At 62.3% G+C, this 15,503-nt stretch carries 18 protein-coding genes; 4 read left to right on the top strand and 14 right to left on the bottom strand.

Annotated features, from left to right (window positions below; all coding sequences use genetic code 11):
- Nucleotides 1-15 precede the first annotated feature (15 nt).
- The 4 genes from NKJ26_RS00520 to NKJ26_RS00505 form a co-directional block, all read right to left on the bottom strand.
- Nucleotides 16-957, bottom strand: coding sequence for an alpha-E domain-containing protein (locus NKJ26_RS00520; RefSeq protein ID WP_027025157.1), 942 nt, complete (start codon nucleotides 955-957; stop codon nucleotides 16-18).
- Nucleotides 958-1,171: 214 nt separating this feature from the next.
- Nucleotides 1,172-2,584: a circularly permuted type 2 ATP-grasp protein gene (locus tag NKJ26_RS00515; RefSeq protein WP_352692916.1), complete on the bottom strand. Its 1,413-nt coding sequence runs from the start codon at nucleotides 2,582-2,584 to the stop codon at nucleotides 1,172-1,174.
- 171 nt (nucleotides 2,585-2,755) lie between these two features.
- On the bottom strand, nucleotides 2,756-2,992 hold the full coding sequence (locus tag NKJ26_RS00510) for an Lrp/AsnC family transcriptional regulator (RefSeq protein ID WP_010909609.1): 237 nt from the start codon (nucleotides 2,990-2,992) through the stop codon (nucleotides 2,756-2,758).
- A gap of 80 nt (nucleotides 2,993-3,072) precedes the next feature.
- Nucleotides 3,073-3,696 (bottom strand): DsbA family protein, encoded by a 624-nt coding sequence (locus NKJ26_RS00505; protein WP_352692914.1) that lies wholly within the window; start codon nucleotides 3,694-3,696, stop codon nucleotides 3,073-3,075.
- Between the two features lie 192 nt (nucleotides 3,697-3,888).
- Here NKJ26_RS00505 and NKJ26_RS00500 point away from each other — a divergent pair, with 192 nt between their 5' ends.
- A complete protein-coding gene (locus tag NKJ26_RS00500) occupies nucleotides 3,889-4,308 on the top strand; it encodes a DUF4864 domain-containing protein (RefSeq protein WP_352692912.1) in 420 nt (139 codons plus the stop codon).
- Nucleotides 4,309-4,320: 12 nt separating this feature from the next.
- Here NKJ26_RS00500 and NKJ26_RS00495 read toward each other — a convergent pair whose 3' ends face one another.
- The 8 genes from NKJ26_RS00495 to coaD all read right to left on the bottom strand — a co-directional run bounded on the left by NKJ26_RS00495 (nucleotide 4,321) and on the right by coaD (nucleotide 9,628).
- Nucleotides 4,321-5,046, bottom strand: a complete 726-nt coding sequence (locus NKJ26_RS00495; RefSeq protein WP_352599265.1) for an SDR family NAD(P)-dependent oxidoreductase — start codon at nucleotides 5,044-5,046, stop codon at nucleotides 4,321-4,323.
- Nucleotides 5,047-5,118: 72 nt separating this feature from the next.
- Nucleotides 5,119-6,249: a tRNA guanosine(34) transglycosylase Tgt gene (gene tgt / locus NKJ26_RS00490; protein WP_352692910.1), complete on the bottom strand. Its 1,131-nt coding sequence runs from the start codon at nucleotides 6,247-6,249 to the stop codon at nucleotides 5,119-5,121.
- The gene (locus NKJ26_RS00485) at nucleotides 6,242-6,376 is read right to left on the bottom strand and encodes a hypothetical protein (RefSeq protein WP_352692908.1); all 135 of its coding nucleotides are present in this window, start codon (nucleotides 6,374-6,376) and stop codon (nucleotides 6,242-6,244) included. Before NKJ26_RS00485 ends, tgt begins: the two co-directional genes overlap by 8 nt.
- Nucleotides 6,373-7,461: a tRNA preQ1(34) S-adenosylmethionine ribosyltransferase-isomerase QueA gene (queA, locus tag NKJ26_RS00480; protein WP_352692906.1), complete on the bottom strand. Its 1,089-nt coding sequence runs from the start codon at nucleotides 7,459-7,461 to the stop codon at nucleotides 6,373-6,375. The genes NKJ26_RS00485 and queA overlap by 4 nt, the downstream gene beginning before the upstream one ends.
- Nucleotides 7,461-7,910: a DMT family transporter gene (locus NKJ26_RS00475; RefSeq protein ID WP_027025163.1), complete on the bottom strand. Its 450-nt coding sequence runs from the start codon at nucleotides 7,908-7,910 to the stop codon at nucleotides 7,461-7,463. Before NKJ26_RS00475 ends, queA begins: the two co-directional genes overlap by 1 nt.
- A gap of 12 nt (nucleotides 7,911-7,922) precedes the next feature.
- Nucleotides 7,923-8,435, bottom strand: a complete 513-nt coding sequence (locus NKJ26_RS00470; RefSeq protein ID WP_352599256.1) for a peptidylprolyl isomerase — start codon at nucleotides 8,433-8,435, stop codon at nucleotides 7,923-7,925.
- Nucleotides 8,436-8,463: 28 nt separating this feature from the next.
- Nucleotides 8,464-8,958, bottom strand: coding sequence for a peptidylprolyl isomerase (locus NKJ26_RS00465; RefSeq protein WP_352599371.1), 495 nt, complete (start codon nucleotides 8,956-8,958; stop codon nucleotides 8,464-8,466).
- Between the two features lie 169 nt (nucleotides 8,959-9,127).
- Nucleotides 9,128-9,628, bottom strand: coding sequence for a pantetheine-phosphate adenylyltransferase (gene coaD, locus NKJ26_RS00460; protein WP_352692904.1), 501 nt, complete (start codon nucleotides 9,626-9,628; stop codon nucleotides 9,128-9,130).
- Between the two features lie 193 nt (nucleotides 9,629-9,821).
- Between coaD and NKJ26_RS00455 the strand changes: the two genes are divergently transcribed.
- The gene (locus tag NKJ26_RS00455) at nucleotides 9,822-9,974 is read left to right on the top strand and encodes a hypothetical protein (protein WP_352692902.1); all 153 of its coding nucleotides are present in this window, start codon (nucleotides 9,822-9,824) and stop codon (nucleotides 9,972-9,974) included.
- Nucleotides 9,975-10,062: 88 nt separating this feature from the next.
- On the opposite strand, the gene gyrA is transcribed toward NKJ26_RS00455, so the two are convergent.
- A complete protein-coding gene (gyrA, locus tag NKJ26_RS00450; RefSeq protein ID WP_352599250.1) occupies nucleotides 10,063-12,864 on the bottom strand; it encodes a DNA gyrase subunit A in 2,802 nt (933 codons plus the stop codon).
- Nucleotides 12,865-13,130: 266 nt separating this feature from the next.
- Nucleotides 13,131-13,985, bottom strand: a complete 855-nt coding sequence (locus NKJ26_RS00445; protein WP_352692900.1) for a helix-turn-helix transcriptional regulator — start codon at nucleotides 13,983-13,985, stop codon at nucleotides 13,131-13,133.
- Between the two features lie 84 nt (nucleotides 13,986-14,069).
- Here NKJ26_RS00445 and NKJ26_RS00440 point away from each other — a divergent pair, with 84 nt between their 5' ends.
- Together NKJ26_RS00440 and NKJ26_RS00435 are read left to right on the top strand one after the other, a co-directional pair.
- Nucleotides 14,070-14,612 carry a hypothetical protein gene (locus NKJ26_RS00440; protein WP_352692898.1) on the top strand — a complete coding sequence of 181 codons (543 nt, stop codon included), beginning with the start codon at nucleotides 14,070-14,072 and terminating at the stop codon, nucleotides 14,610-14,612.
- Nucleotides 14,613-14,865: 253 nt separating this feature from the next.
- Complete coding sequence (locus tag NKJ26_RS00435) at nucleotides 14,866-15,495, top strand: MarC family protein (RefSeq protein ID WP_352599243.1); 630 nt, start codon at nucleotides 14,866-14,868, stop codon at nucleotides 15,493-15,495.
- Nucleotides 15,496-15,503: the final 8 nt, after the last annotated feature.

The raw sequence follows: 15,503 nt of genomic DNA, 5'->3' as shown, positions 1-15,503 counted from the left end.
TCTTCGGCATCATGCTCAATTGAACCGGTAATCTTGTGCGATCTCGTCGCCCAATCTGGTGTTGTCGCGAATGAAATTGGCCAGGAATTCATGCAGGCCGGCGTCGAATATGTCCTTGATGGATCCACCGGTGAGCATTGCCTGGGTTCTGCAGGCTGTCTCATGGCAGACGTGGCGCTCGCCATAGTCGTCGCTCAGGAACTTCAGATGCTCGGCCAGGAAACGATAGCAGAAGGTCAGCGAACGCGGCATGCGGACATTGAGGATCAGGTAATCGGCAATGTTGGTCGGCTTGTAATCGGCGTCGTAGACCCAGCGGTAGGAGCGATGCGCCGATACTGAGCGCAGGATCGATTCCCACTGATAGTTGTCGAGCGTCGAGCCGACCCAGGAGATCGACGGCAACAACACGTAGTATTTCACGTCGAGGATGCGCGCCGTGTTGTCGGCGCGCTCGACATAGGTACCGAGCTGCGAGAAATCGAAGATCTCGTTGCGCAGCATGGTGCCGTAGAACGAGCCGCGGATCAGCGCGGTCTCGCGCTTGATTGCATCGAGGACGCTCGGCAGGTCGCGCTCGTCGATCGGCTTGGCCAGCATGCGCTTGAGCGCCATCCAGGCCTCGTTGATGCTTTCCCAGGTCTCGCGCGTCAGCGCCGTGCGGACCATGCGGGCATTGTTGCGGGCCGTCTCGATCGACGACATCGTACTCGACGGATTCGAGGTGTCGCGCAGCAGGAAGTCGGCGACGTTCGCGGCGGAATAATCCTGATATTTCTGCGTGAAAGCCGCATCGGAGCCGGCGCTGAGCAGCACCGAATTCCACTCTTCCGAGGCGTTCTGGGTCCGGGTCAGCGCCATGCGCAACCCGGCATCGACCAGCCGCGCCATGTTTTCGGCCCGCTCGATATAGCGGTTCATCCAGTAGAGCCCGTTGGCGGTGCGGCCTAGAAGCATGTCAACGTGCCTCGATTTTGAGCGAGTAGCGAGTAGCGAGTAGCGAGTAGCGAAAAAATAGGTTCATGATTTTTGTTGCAGGCTCCTGATCATAGAACGCAGCATTCTCCCGATCTCATCGGTTTGGCCAAGCAAACGCACCATCTCCACTTCAACCATCAATCCTACTTTTTCGGACAAGATCAGGTGTCTCCCTACTCCCTACTCCCTCATCTCAGTCATCCAACACCCAAGTATCCTTCGTTCCCCCGCCCTGGGAGGAATTGACCACCAGAGAGCCCTCCTTGAGGGCGACGCGCGTCAGCCCGCCGGGCACGATCTGGATGCGGTCGGAGACCAGCACGTAAGGCCTGAGATCGACATGGCGCGGCGCCAGCCCGTTTTCGGTCAGGATCGGGCAAGTCGACAGCGCCAGCGTCGGCTGGGCGATATAATTCGAAGGCTTCGCCGCCAGTTTCTTGGCGAATGCCTCGCATTCCTTCTTGGTCGCGGCCGGCCCGACCAGCATGCCGTAGCCGCCGGAGCCATGCACTTCCTTGATCACCAATTCGTCGATGTGCTCGATCACGTATTTCAAACTGTCGGGTTCCGAGCAGCGCCAGGTCGGGATGTTGCCGAGGATCGCCTTGCGGCCGGTGTAGAATTCGATGATCTCGGGCATGTAGGAATAGATCGCCTTGTCGTCGGCGATACCGGTTCCCGGCGCATTGGCGATGGTGATGTTGCCGGCGCGGTAGACATCCATGATGCCTGGCACGCCAAGCGCCGAGTCAGGCCGGAAGGTCAGCGGGTCGAGGAAGGAATCGTCGACGCGGCGATAGAGCACGTCGATCTGCTTGTAGCCTTCGGTCGTTCGCATCGCGACATGGCCGTCGACGACGCGCAGATCCTGTCCTTCCACCAGTTGCACGCCCATCTGGTCGGCAAGGAAGGCATGTTCGAAATAGGCGGAGTTGTAGCTGCCCGGCGTCAGCACGGCGATGGTCGGCGCGCCCTTGGCGCTTTGCGGCCGTACCGCCGCCAGCGATTGGCGCAGCAATTGCGGATAGTTCTCGACCGGCCGCACCTTGATCTTCTGGAACAACTCGGGGAACAACTGCATCATCGTCTCGCGGTTCTCCAGCATGTAGGAGACGCCAGATGGCGTGCGCGCATTGTCCTCCAGCACGTAGAATTCGTCCTCGCTGATGCGCACGATATCGACGCCGATGATGTGGGTATAGACGCCGGCCGGCGGCCTGACCCCGATCATCTCCGGCAGGAATGCCTCGTTCCTGGCGATCAATTCCCGGGGAACGCGGCCTGCGCGCAGAATTTCCTGGCGATGATAGATATCGTCGAGAAAAGCGTTCAGCGCCTGCACGCGCTGTTCGATGCCTTGGGTCAGGCGTCGCCATTCATTGCCTGAAATGATCCGCGGAACGATGTCGAACGGGATAAGGCGTTCGGAGGCTTCCTGCTCGCCATAGACGGCAAAGGTAATGCCGGTCTTGCGAAAGACGCGTTCGGCGTCCTGCATTTTCTCGGTGAGCCTGGCCGGATCCTGCTCCTTAAGCCAGCGATCGTAAGCCGAATACGGTCTTCTCAATCCGGAGACCTCCGGAAGCATTTCATCGAACGCGGCCAATCGCATACTCCCCTGTGACGCCATTTCACTGGCGTCGTTGGAGAAAATCAAGCGCAATCGGTGATTTGACGGAAGCCGGCGATCAGGTTGTCGCTCATGCCTAAAAATTAGGCGACGAGAATATGAGCTTGGCCAGGCTTTGCCTCATGCCCGGGCAAACGCACTCCGGCGCTAGAAGGCGCGAAACGTGACGACGGTGAACGTGTCCTTGATGCCTGGGAGAATCTGCACCTTCTCGTTGACGAAATGCCCGACGTCTTCCTCGTCATCGACATAGAATTTGGCGAGCAGATCGTAATTGCCGGCGGTGGAGTAGATCTCCGAGGCGATCTCGGCGTCGGCAAGCGCGCTGGCAACCTCGTAGGATTTGCCCAGCTCGCATTTGATCTGCACGAAAAACGCCTTCATGGCTTCGTCCCGCTAAATTTCCAGGTCCAAGCGGCCCTTCTGGCAGACTGGAGGCGCGCTTTCAAGCGCTGGGACGGTACTCAGCCGGCGCGGACCCTGGCCACGACCTCCCGCAGCTCCGCCACCGGCATGCCGCGCTTGAAAAGCTTGCCGCCGATCACCAGCGCCGGCGTGCCTCGCAACTTGAAGGCCGTCGCCTGGCCATCATTGCGCGACAGCAATGCGTCGATCGCGGGCTTCCGGCCGGCAAGACCGGCGCGCGCTTCGGCAACATCGACGCCTACCGAGGCGAGAATGGTGTCGGTGCGGCGCTCGGAAAGCCCACGCTGATTGGCCATCAGCGCATCGACGGCCGCCGCGTAATGGGTCCCCGCCGATAACGCCATCCGCGCCGCATCGCGCGAGACGTCACCGAAGATCGGCCAATCCTTCATCACCAGCCGGATGCCCCGATCCTCGGCCATAAGCTTCTTCAGTTCGACAAAGACGAGCTTGCACACGGGGCATTGGTAGTCGACGAACTCGGCGATGGTCACATCGCCATCGGCATTGCCAAGAGCCGGTATCGCCGGATCGAAAGCCACTTCGGCGACGGTTGGTGCGGTTTTGGCCCAGGCCGGCAGAGGCGCCAGGACAACAAGGCTGGCAGCACCCTTCAGCAAAAGGCGCCGATCGACAGGCTGCGCGAACATCATTCGTCCCATGCGTTGCACGTTTCCCGCCCCTGATCACGATGAGCGCCCCGCCTTAAAGGAAGCTTAAGCACGAAAAAAGCGCACTGGCGGGATGAATATTCGCGGCCGCTGAAACCGTGAAGCACTGCCAGGCGTATGTTAGGATGCCACCTGGAACAGCTTTTCTGGAGCCGGCTTTTTGGAGACGACGGAGACCAAGCCATGCGCCGCATGTTTTTCGCATTCGCGTTCGTTCCGCTCCTTCTGGTTTCGTCTGCATACGCCGGGGATACCGAGGTTAGGGCGGCGCAAACGGCCATAGACGGCCAGCTGAAAGCGTTCATCGCCGATGACGGCGCCACGGCCTATAGTTTCGCGGCGCCGAACGTGAAGCAGATATTCCCGACCGTAGACACGTTTATGAACATGGTGACCAACGGCTATCCGCCGGTGCGCAAGCCCCGGAGCTACTCCTTCGGCAAGGTCGAGGAGACCGGCCCCGGTTCGATCGTCCAGCAGGTGTTGATCGTCGGCCCCGACGGCAAGGATTACGAGGCGGTCTATACGTTGCAACAGCAACCGGACGGCACGTTCCGGATTACTGGATGCAGCCTGCGCGCGTCGAATTCGCTGAGCACCTGAGTAGAAAAACGCTCAATAGCGCGCCCTGCCCCCCGACATATCGAACACCGCTCCAGTGTTGAACGCGCTGGCATCGGAGCATAGCCAAAGCACCAATGCCGCGACTTCATCCACAGAGCCGAGGCGCCTGAGCGGACTGGCGTTGATCATGTCGTTTACGACATCGTTGCCAAGCCGCCTGATGAGTTCGGTATCGATCGGTCCCGGCGCGACGCAATTGACGCGGATGTCGGTGTCGCTGACCTCCCGCGACAATGCTTTTGTGAAAGCAATGACACCCGCACTTGCCGCAGAATAGGCTGCCAGGTTCGGCAGTCCTTCCTTGCCCGCCAGCGAACCCATATTAACGATACGACCACTCCCGGCCTTGCGCATGATCGGCAGAACCTGGTGCGTGACTTCGAAAACACCCATCAGGTTGACGCCGATGATCCGTTGCCATTCGATCGGATCGAAGGCCTCGAATCCACGATAGCTGCCAAGGTAGCCTGCATTGTTGATGAGGATATCGATCCGCCCGTCATCGACTGTGACCCCGGCCAATGCGTCCTTTATCTGGTGTGCCTTGGTCACATCGACAGTCTGGCAATAGGCGCCATCGAGAGGCAAGGGATCCGCATCCCATATCCAGACATCGGCACCGGACTGTATCAGCTGCGCGGCAACGGCTTTGCCGATACCCCTTGAGCCGCCGGTCACGATCGCGGTCTTGCCGCCAAAGTCGTACGTCACGGTCATGGCTTAACCCCGACCGGACCCTGCGTCCGGACAATCGACCAGTCAATCGTTATCACGCAGACGCTGGCTCATTCACAGGGCAGGAATATCGCCCCGCGCCCAACCTTCGGAAATCTCCGCTGAGCGCGCTTCGAAGGTCTGGGCTTCGATGGCGGCGCGGACGTCCTGCATCAGCTTCTGATAATAGGAAAGATTGTTCCAGGTCAGCAACATTGCCCCAAGCGCCTCTTGCGAGCGCACAAGGTGGTGCAGATAGGCGCGCGAATAGTCACGAGCCGCCGGGCAATCGCTCTCCTCGTCCAGCGGGCGAGGATCGTCGGCATGGCGGGCGTTGCGCAGGTTGACCTTGCCGCGCCTGGTATAGGCAAGACCGTGCCGGCCGGCCCGCGTCGGCATCACGCAGTCGAACATGTCGATACCGCGCGCCACCGATTTCAGGATATCGTCGGGCGTGCCGACGCCCATGAGATAGCGTGGCTTGTTATCAGGCAGTTCCGGGCAGGTGATCTCGAGCATCTCGAGCATCACCGCTTGCGGCTCCCCGACGGCAAGGCCTCCGATCGCGTAGCCCTTCAGGTCCATTTCGCTCAGCGCCTGCGCGGAACGCACCCGCAATGCCGCGTTGTCGCCGCCTTGAACGATGCCGAACATCGCCTTGCCCGGCTGATCGCCGAACGCCGTCTTGCAGCGCTCGGCCCAGCGCAGGGACAGTTCCATGGCGCGCTCGATCTCCTTGGTCTCGGCCGGCAGCGCCGTGCACTCGTCGAGCTGCATCTGGATGTCGGAATCGAGCAGCCCCTGGATTTCGATCGAGCGCTCCGGCGACATCTCGTAAGCGGCACCATCGATATGCGAGCGGAAGGTGACACCCTTTTCGGTCAGTTTCCTCAGCTTCGACAGCGACATCACCTGAAAACCGCCGCTGTCCGTGAGGATCGGCTGCGGCCAGCGGGCGAATTCATGCAAGCCGCCGAGCCGCGCCACGCGCTCGGCGCCCGGCCGCAGCATCAGATGATAGGTGTTGCCAAGGATGATGTCGGCGCCGACGCCGCGCACCTGGTCCATGTACATCGTCTTGACGGTGCCGCCGGTGCCGACCGGCATGAAGGCCGGCGTACGGATTTCGCCGCGCGGCATGTCGATCACGCCGCGGCGCGCTTTACCATCGGTCGCCAATACGTTGAAGGTAAATGGCTTAGCCATTGAATTCCTTGTCATGGACCGGGGCCGCCGGTGCCTGCTCGTCGAGCGACTGGCGATAGCGAATGCCGGCTCGCAATTTCTTCACTTCCGCAATCAGGCGTTCGCGATCGAGGGGCTTGCAGATCATCGTCCATCGATTGCCTCCGCTCGGTAGAGCAGGCTTGCGTCCCCATAGGAATAAAATCTGTATCGGTTCTCGATGGCATATGCATAGGCCGCGCGCATCGTGTCGAGGCCGCTGAAAGCCGAAACCAGCATGAACAGGGTCGAGCGAGGCAGATGGAAATTGGTCATCAGCATGTCGGCGACGCGAAAGCGGTAGCCGGGCGTGATGAAGATATCGGTGGGGCCGGACCAGGCCAGCAGAGTGCCATCCTCGCGCGCGGCACTCTCCAGTAGGCGCAGTGAGGTCGTGCCGACGGCGATGATGCGCCCGCCCCTCGCCTTTGCTGCGTTCAGCGCGTTGGAGGTTGCATCACTGACCGAGCCAATCTCGGCATGCATCTTGTGCTCGGCGGTATCGTCCACCTTCACCGGCAGGAACGTGCCGGCGCCGACATGCAAGGTGACGAAGCGGCGCTCGACACCCCGGGCATCGAGAGCGGCAAACAGCTCCGGCGTGAAGTGCAGGCCTGCCGTCGGTGCCGCGACCGCGCCCTCCTCCTTGGCATAGATGGTCTGGTAGTCGGCCCGGTCGCGTTCGTCGTCGTCGCGCTTCGAGGCGATATAGGGCGGCAGCGGAATATGGCCGACGGCGTGCAGCGCCTCGTCGAGGAAAGGTCCCGACAGGTCGAAGCCGAGCAGCGCCTCGCCGCCCTCGCCTCTCTCGATCACGGTGGCGTCGAGCTGGCCGAGGAAACAGGAATTGGCGTCATGGCCAAAATGGATGCGGTCGCCGGCGGCGATGCGCTTGCCCGGCCGCATGAAGGCCAGCCAGCGGTCCGGCGCCATGCGCATGTGCAGCGTGGCTTCGACTTGCGCCTGTGCCTCGCCGCGCCGCCTAATGCCTTTGAGCTGGGCCGGAATGACCTTGGTGTCATTGAAGACCAGCACATCGCCTTCCCTGAGCAAGGCGGGCAGTTCGCCAACAGTCCGGTCTTCGAGCGCTTTCCCCGGCTTGACCACCAGCATTTTTGCGCTGTCGCGCGGCTCTGCCGGGCGAAGCGCGATGCGCTCCTCCGGCAGGTCGAAGTCGAAGAGGTCGACGCGCATCAGTAGAGCCGGACGAGCAGCGCTCCGGCCAGCAGCAGCACCGCGCCGGCGATGCGGCCGAGCGAGATTTCACGCACCGCGACGCCGAGGAAGCCGATGCGGTCGATGAGCATGCCGGCCAGCAACTGGCCGGCCACCAGAAATGCCATCAGCGCGGCAGCACCGATACGCGGCGTCAGGATTGTGGAGAGCGTGACATAGAAGCCGCCCAGCATGCCGCCGGCCAGGAACAGCCAGGGCGCCGGCGCCTTCCAGTCGAGCGAGATGCCTTGCAGCTTCACCACCACGACCGCAATGATGCCGAGCACGATCGCGCCCGACAGGAACGAAAACGCCGCCGCCGCGACCGGAAGACCCAGGCCGCGCGCCAGCTGCGAATTGATCGGCGCCTGAATGGCAATGAAGGCGCCGGACAGGATTCCGAGAAGCGACCAGATGGCGCCCATCATTGTCGTTTTGCCTTACTTGACGTCGGCCGCGACCTTCAGCGACACGATCTTGTCGGGATCCTGCACCGGCTCGCCGCGCTTGATCTTGTCGACATTGTCCATGCCTTCGATGACCTGGCCCCATACCGTGTACTGGCGGTTGAGGAAGGCGGCATCGTCGAAGCAGATGAAGAACTGCGAATTGGCCGAGTTCGGGTTCTGCGAACGCGCCATCGAGCAGGTGCCGCGGCCATGGTTGGCGTTGGAGAATTCGGCTTTCAGGTCCGGCTTGTCGGAACCGCCCATGCCCGCGCGCGACGGCGCGAAGGAAGGCTTGCTCGAATTGCCGAACTTGACGTCGCCGGTCTGCGCCATGAAGCCCTCGATGACGCGGTGGAAGACCACGCCGTCATAAGCGCCTTCACGCGCCAATTCCTTGATACGGGCGACATGGCCCGGAGCCAGGTCGGGGAGCATTTCGATGACGACCTTGCCCTTGGTCGTTTCCATGATGAGCGCGTTTTCGCGGTCCTTGATTTCGGCCATGTCAGATATCCTTCTTCAAAAAACAGAATTATTTGTCGGCGGCGATGCGCACCTTGATCATCCGGTCAGGTTCGGTGACCGTGCCGTTGTCGGCCTCTTCGCCCTTCTTGATCTGGTCCACCAGTTCCATGCCGCTGACGACATTACCGACGATGGTGTACTGCCCGTCGAGCGGCGGCGCCGGCGCGAACATGATGAAGAACTGAGAATTGGCCGAGTTCGGATCCTGCGAGCGGGCCATGCCGACCACGCCGCGCTTGAAATGCTCGGTCTGCGAGAACTCCGCCGGCAGGTCGGGCAGATCGGAACCGCCGGTGCCGACTGCCTCGGCGCTGAAGCCCTTGCTCAGGTTGCCGAACTTCACGTCGCCGGTCTGCGCCATGAAGCCATCGATAACGCGGTGGAAGGCGACATTGTCATAGGCATGCTCGCGCACAAGTTTCTTGATCTGTGCGACATGCTTCGGCGCCAGATCGGGGCGGAGCGCGATGGTCACATCGCCGTCTTTCAGCGTGATGACCATGGTGTTTTCCGGATCGGCGGCATACGCCGAGACCGATGCGGTCACGAGACCGGCAAGTACGACGAGGAACGAGGCAAGCTTTTTCAGCTGCATGGGATGGCTCTCCGAAAATTTATGTTCATGGATGCGTTGTCCCAAAAACCGGGTTCCACTTCTGGGACGACATGCATCATTTCGCGAATTTGGCGGTGAGTGCGCCGGCAACGGCCGCCGGCACGAAGGGGCGGATGTCACCGCCCATCGAGGCAATCTGGCGGACAAGTGTGGCGGTAATGGTGCGCACCGAGGGGCTTGCAGGCAGAAAAACCGTCTGCAGCTCCGGCGCCATGGTCTCGTTCATGCCGGCCATCTGCATTTCATAGTCTAGATCGGTGCCGTCGCGCAGGCCGCGGATCATGATCGAGGCGCCCTCTTTGCGGGCCGCGTCGATGACCAACCCGTCAAAGGCAACGACCTTTATGCGGGCGCCGTCGCGGCCAAATTCGGCTTTGGTTGCGGCTTCGATCAGTTGCACCCGCTCCTCGAAGGAAAACAGCGGCTTCTTGCCCGGATGAATGCCGATCGCCGCATAGACGATGTCGGCCACCGCCAGCGATGCTTTCAGCACATCGAGATGGCCGTTGGTCAGCGGGTCGAAGGAGCCGGCATAAAGGGCGATACGTTCGATCATGGCGGTGCTTCTAGCGGGCGCGTCGGCGGAAGGCAAATCCGTTAATGCGACGCCCGTGAACCTTTTCCGGCGCATGAACGACAGATGAACAAGCCGATCACGAAGCCTTCACGCAGCGTTCACTAGGTTGAACCCTTATTAAGATGAAACCAAAATCCTATCTATCCGTTGTAAGGCGCAGGAGAACACGCAAATGCTGATCTACATGCTCGCCACCGCAATGACCGTCGTCATGCTGATCGCCACCGTATTGGGGCTGCATCAGGAGGCACAACGTATCCGCGTCAAGGCAACCACCAAGCGATTCGAAGGCTTCGGCCCCCGCAAGCCGTATCGTCACTACTAAGTCAGTCCGAATTTGCCGACGCGCCGGCCAGTGGGCCGGCGTTGCTGTGTCGGGAGCTACGCTGCCCCAGCCTTATTCCACACCGTCCTTATTCCGCACCATCCGGGCCAGCATCGGTCGTATCCGCAGCGACACCGACTTCGACGATCTCTTCGCTTTCCTCGTCCGACTGCGGCTCCGATATCCGCTCGACCGATACGACCTTTTCACCGTCCGCCGTGTTGAAGATGGTCACGCCCTTGGTGGCGCGGCTGGCGAAACGAATGCCGGCGACCGGCACGCGGATGACGGTGCCGCCGTCCGACACCAGCATGATCTGATCGTCATTGCCGACCGGGAAGGTCGCCACCAGCCTGCCGATCTCGGCGGTCTTCGAGACGTCGGTGGCGCGGATGCCCTTGCCGCCTCGTCCAGTCAGCCGGAAGTCATAGGATGACGAGCGCTTGCCGTAGCCATATTCGGTGACCGTCAGCACGAACTGCTCATGTGCCTTGAGGAACTCGTAGCGTTCGTCGGAAAGCTCCGTCTCCTCGCCGACCTCTTCGTTCGTAAGCGCGATCTCTTCCTCTTCGCCGGTCGCGACGCCGGCGGCAAGCCGGCGGTCGGCCGCCGCCCGCTTGAGATAGGCGGCGCGTTCGGCCGGCGGCGCATCGACATTCTCGATGACAGCCATCGAAATCACCCTGTCCGAATCGGCCATGGCGATGCCGCGCACGCCGACGGAGTTGCGGCTCTGGAAGACGCGCACATCGCCCACGGAGAAGCGGATGCACTGGCCGGAACTGGCGGTCAGAAGCACGTCGTCATTGTCGGTACAGGTCTCGACACCGAGGATCTCGTCGCCTGCCTCCTCCAGCTTCATGGCGATCTTGCCGTTGCGGTTGACCTGGACGAAGTCGGAAAGCTTGTTGCGGCGCACCGTGCCGCGCGTGGTGGCGAACATCACGTCGAGTTCGCCCCAGCTCGTCTCGTCCTCGGGCAGCGGCATGATGGTGGTGATGCGCTCGCCCTGTTCCAGCGGCAGCATGTTGATCAGCGCCTTGCCGCGCGACTGCGGGTTGCCGATCGGCAGACGCCACACCTTTTCCTTGTAGACGATGCCGCGCGAGGAGAAGAACAGCACCGGCGTGTGGGTGTTGGCCACGAACAGCCGGGTGACGAAATCCTCTTCCTTAGTCGACATGCCCGAGCGGCCTTTGCCGCCGCGGCGCTGCGCCCGGTAGAGCGACAGCGGCACGCGCTTGATGTAGCCGGAATGGCTCACCGTCACGACCATGTCCTCGCGCTGGATCAGGTCCTCGTCTTCCATGTCCGCCCCACCCTCGGCGAGTTCGGTGCGGCGTGGGGTGCCGAATTCGTCGCGCACGGCGGCAAGCTCGTCCTTGACGATCTGCTGCACGCGCACGCGGGAAGACAGGATGTCCAAATAATCGACGATCTCGGCGCCGATCGTGTTCAATTCATCGGCGATCTCGTCGCGGCCGAGCGCGGTCAGGCGCTGCAGGCGCAGTTCGAGGATGGCGCGCGCCTGTTCCTCGGAGAGATTGTAGGTGCCGTCCTCATTGATGCGATGACGGGGATCGTCGATCAGAAGGATCAGTGATTCGACGTCGCCGGACGGCCAGCGCCGCTCCATCAACTGCTCGCGCGCCGTTTGCGGATCGGGCGCGGTGCGGATCAGCTTGATGATCTCGTCTATGTTGGCGACGGCGATGGCCAGGCCGACCAGCACATGGGCGCGGTCGCGGGCCTTGCGCAGCAGGAATTTCGTCCGCCGGGTGACCACTTCCTCGCGGAAGGCGACGAATGCCCTCAGCATGTCGGTCAAGGTCATCAGTTCCGGCTTGCCGCCATTCAGCGCCACCATATTGGCGCCAAAAGAGGTCTGCAGCGGCGTGAAGCGGTAAAGCTGGTTGAGAACGACGTCGGCGACGGCATCGCGCTTCAACTCGATGACGACGCGGTATCCCTGGCGATCGCTCTCGTCGCGGATATCGGAAATGCCCTCGATGCGCTTGTCCCGCACCAGCTCGGCCATCTTCTCGATCATCGACGCCTTGTTCACCTGGTAGGGAACCTCGGTGACGATGATCGATTCACGGTCGTTGCCGCGCTGTTCGATGTTGACCTTGCCGCGCATGACGATGGAACCGCGGCCGGTCGAATAGGCGTTGTAGATGCCGGAGCGGCCAAGCACGATGCCGCCGGTCGGGAAATCCGGCCCCGGAATGATCTCCATCAGCGCCGGCAGGTCGATCGCCGGATTGTCGATGATGGCGATGGCGCCATTGCAGACTTCACTGAGATTATGCGGCGGGATATTCGTGGCCATGCCGACGGCGATGCCGCCGGAGCCGTTGACCAGGAGGTTGGGGAACCGCGCCGGCAACACTTTCGGCTCGCTGCCGGAAGCATCGTAGGTGTCCTGGAAATCGACGGTTTCCTTGTCGATGTCCTCCAGCATTTCATGCGCGACCTTGGTCAGCCGCGATTCGGTGTAGCGCATCGCCGCCGGCGGATCGCCGTCGATCGAACCGAAATTGCCTTGCCCGTCGATCAGCGGCACGCGCAGCGACCAGTCCTGCGCCATGCGCACCAAGGCGTCATAGATCGAGGCGTCGCCATGCGGATGGTATTTACCCATCACGTCGGCGACCGGACGCGCCGATTTCACATATTTGCGATTCCAGTGGTAGCCGCTTTCATGGGCGGCGAAGAGAATGCGCCGATGAACCGGCTTCAGGCCGTCGCGCACGTCCGGCAACGCACGGCTCACGATCACGCTCATGGCGTAATCGAGATAGGAGCGCTGCATCTCCTCGATGATGGATATCGGCTCGATGCCGGTGGGGCCGCCGTCGGCGCCGCGCGGTGTCTTCTGGTCGGTCAAATCGGATCACAATCTAAACAGGAATCACTTGGTGCTTATATAGGAACCAACGCCGAAACTCCAACCTTAGAGGCACTTTTCCAGTGTCATTTTTTATGGGGATTTCAAAAGGATACCGCTGATTGCGACGATATGGCCACCGCGCTTTTCGCCGCCGCCAGGGCAACAGCCGGCAATGAACCATTTCCCCCCAAGCGAAAGCCACGAGCATGATGAGTTGGATCCCATGGCTGCCTCCGCATGCGCCGAGCGCTCGGGCACCCATTTCACGGGACCAGGGCAAGCGGGGTGCGGCCGAATGCGCCACGGCGGGCGCGAAAATTGCCCGGCGTTTCTCCCATCACGCGCCGAAACCGGCGGTTGAAGCTCGACAGATCGTTGAAGCCGGCCGCGAAGGCGATCGCCGAGACCGCGTCGTCTGATGTGCGCAACCGCACCGCCGCGCGGTTCAGCCGGGTCTTGAGCAGGAACTGGTGGGGCGTCATGCCGGCGACCTGCCGGAAGACGCGCAGGAAATGATAGGGGCTGGTCGCTGTCGCATCCGCAAGCGCTGAAAGCGAAACCGACCCTTCGGCATCCAACTCGATCCGCCGCACCGCTTCGGCAACCCGCTTCTGGTCGCGGCGGCTCGGCTGGCGCCCAGCGCGCGCCGCGCTGGAGACCGTAGCCACGGCGGCACCCGCGATGCGCAATCCGAGTTCCTCGAAGGCGTCCCGGTCGCCCATCTCTCGCGCCGTCTCCGCCTCAGCCAGCAGTGGCGCCAGGGCCGGCAAAGGTGGCAGGCGCGGCGCTTCGAAAGCCAGATTGCTGGCGCCCGGCACGCCGGCCACGATCCGTTCCATATAGGCCGGCTCGAAGTGAAATGAGAGGCAGCGGTCGCCGCCGCCATGTTCGTGCCCGCATTCGTAGCATGTGCCGGAATTGCCGAGCAGCAGCGCGCCCGGCGCCAGCATCTCGGTGCCTTGTTGGGCGCGGTAGCGGAACGCGCCGCTGGTGACCGCCGCGATACAGAAATCCTGATGCGCCTCCTCGAACGGCCGGTCGCCGGCGCTGGCCGTGCAGACCACATCCGCCACGTGCCAGCCGGGCCCGGATGCGAGCGTATGCGTGGTCGCCGTCATGGCCGAATTATAGCAATTTTTCCCAAGCCCAGAACCCCGCCACCGCCTAGATTCCGGGTCTCCTGACAAGAAGAGACCGAAACCATGTTCGACCAATCTTCCTTTGCCGAGGCTTTGCACAGCCCGGGCCCCATCGACGGGCTTGCCGAAAAGCTGAACCTTTATGGTCGCTTCGTCGGTGCCTGGACTTTCGACGCCTCGCGCCAGCTTGAAGACGGTACCGTGCTGACCGGGCGCGGCGAGGTGCATTTTGGCTGGGTTCTGGAGGGCCGCGCCGTCCAGGACGTCTGGATCCTGCCTGCCCGCGACGCCGGCCCCTCGCCCTCGCTCGGCAAATGGACGTTCTATGGCACGACGCTGCGGGTCTACGATCCCGGCGCGGATGCCTGGCACATCTTCTGGAGTGATCCGCGCAGCCAGTATTTTAGCCGCCAGCTCGGCCGCGCCGACGGCGACACGATCGTGCAAGTCGGCGCTGACGACACCGGCTCCTCCGTGCGCTGGAGCTTTTCGCGGATCACCGGGAACTCGTTCCGCTGGCTCGGCGAGCGCTCGCATGACAATGGCGCGACATGGCGGCTGGAGGTGGAATTCCTGGCGCGGCGGCAAGCGGAACTTGATGGCTAAAGGCGGTTCCGTAGCGATCCTTCGCGGACCGAGCTAACGCCGAAGCTGCCGATCTCCCCCCTCGTGGGGGAAGATGTCCGGTCCACCCTCCGCAGCTGTGCGGAGGACGGGCAGGACAGAGGGGGGCGCCGGCCCGCCGGCTTCCAAAAGGTTGAATTCCCGGGACATGAACAGCTTCCCTGGCGGTTCCCCCCGACCGGTCTTTGCTCTACCAATATCCTGGTGCGGGCTCTGCCCGGTGGGAGGGTCAGAGATGCCGAATTTCGACAGCCTGTTCAACGCCTTCGTCACCATTCTCGTGACCATCGATCCGCCCGGCCTGGCGCCGCTGTTTCTTGCCGTCACGCGCGGCATGAACCGCGAGGAGCGCCAGCAGGTGTCCGTGCGCGCCTCGGTCATCGGCTTCCTGGTGATGGCGCTGTTCGCGGTCGCCGGCGCCTCGATCCTGTCGGTGTTCGGCATCACGCTGCCGGCCTTCCGCGTCGCCGGCGGTTTTCTCCTGTTCTTCATCGCCTTCGAAATGGTGTTCGAGCGCCGGCAGGACCGCAAGGAGAAGATCGGTGACGTCGCCATCACCAAGGACATGATCCACAACATCGCCGCCTTCCCGCTGGCGATCCCGCTGATCGCCGGCCCCGGCGCGATTTCGGCGACGGTGCTGCTCTCCGGTTCGTTTCAGGGTTTTGGCGCGCAGGCGGCTCTGGTCGGCATCATCTTCGTCTGCCTCGCCATTACCTATCTGGTGTTCGTGCTGTCGGAGCGCATCGACCGCATCCTCGGCCAGACCGGCCGTTCGATCCTGACCCGCCTGCTCGGCGTCATCCTGGCCGCACTTGCCGTGCAGTTCGTCGCGGACGGCATCAAGGCATTGATGGTGGGGTGATGCGCGAC

This window comes from Mesorhizobium sp. M0152, from assembly GCF_040322415.1.
In the GTDB taxonomy this organism is placed as follows: Bacteria; Pseudomonadota; Alphaproteobacteria; order Rhizobiales; family Rhizobiaceae; genus Mesorhizobium.
This window is presented reverse-complemented; position numbering and strand designations above follow the sequence as displayed.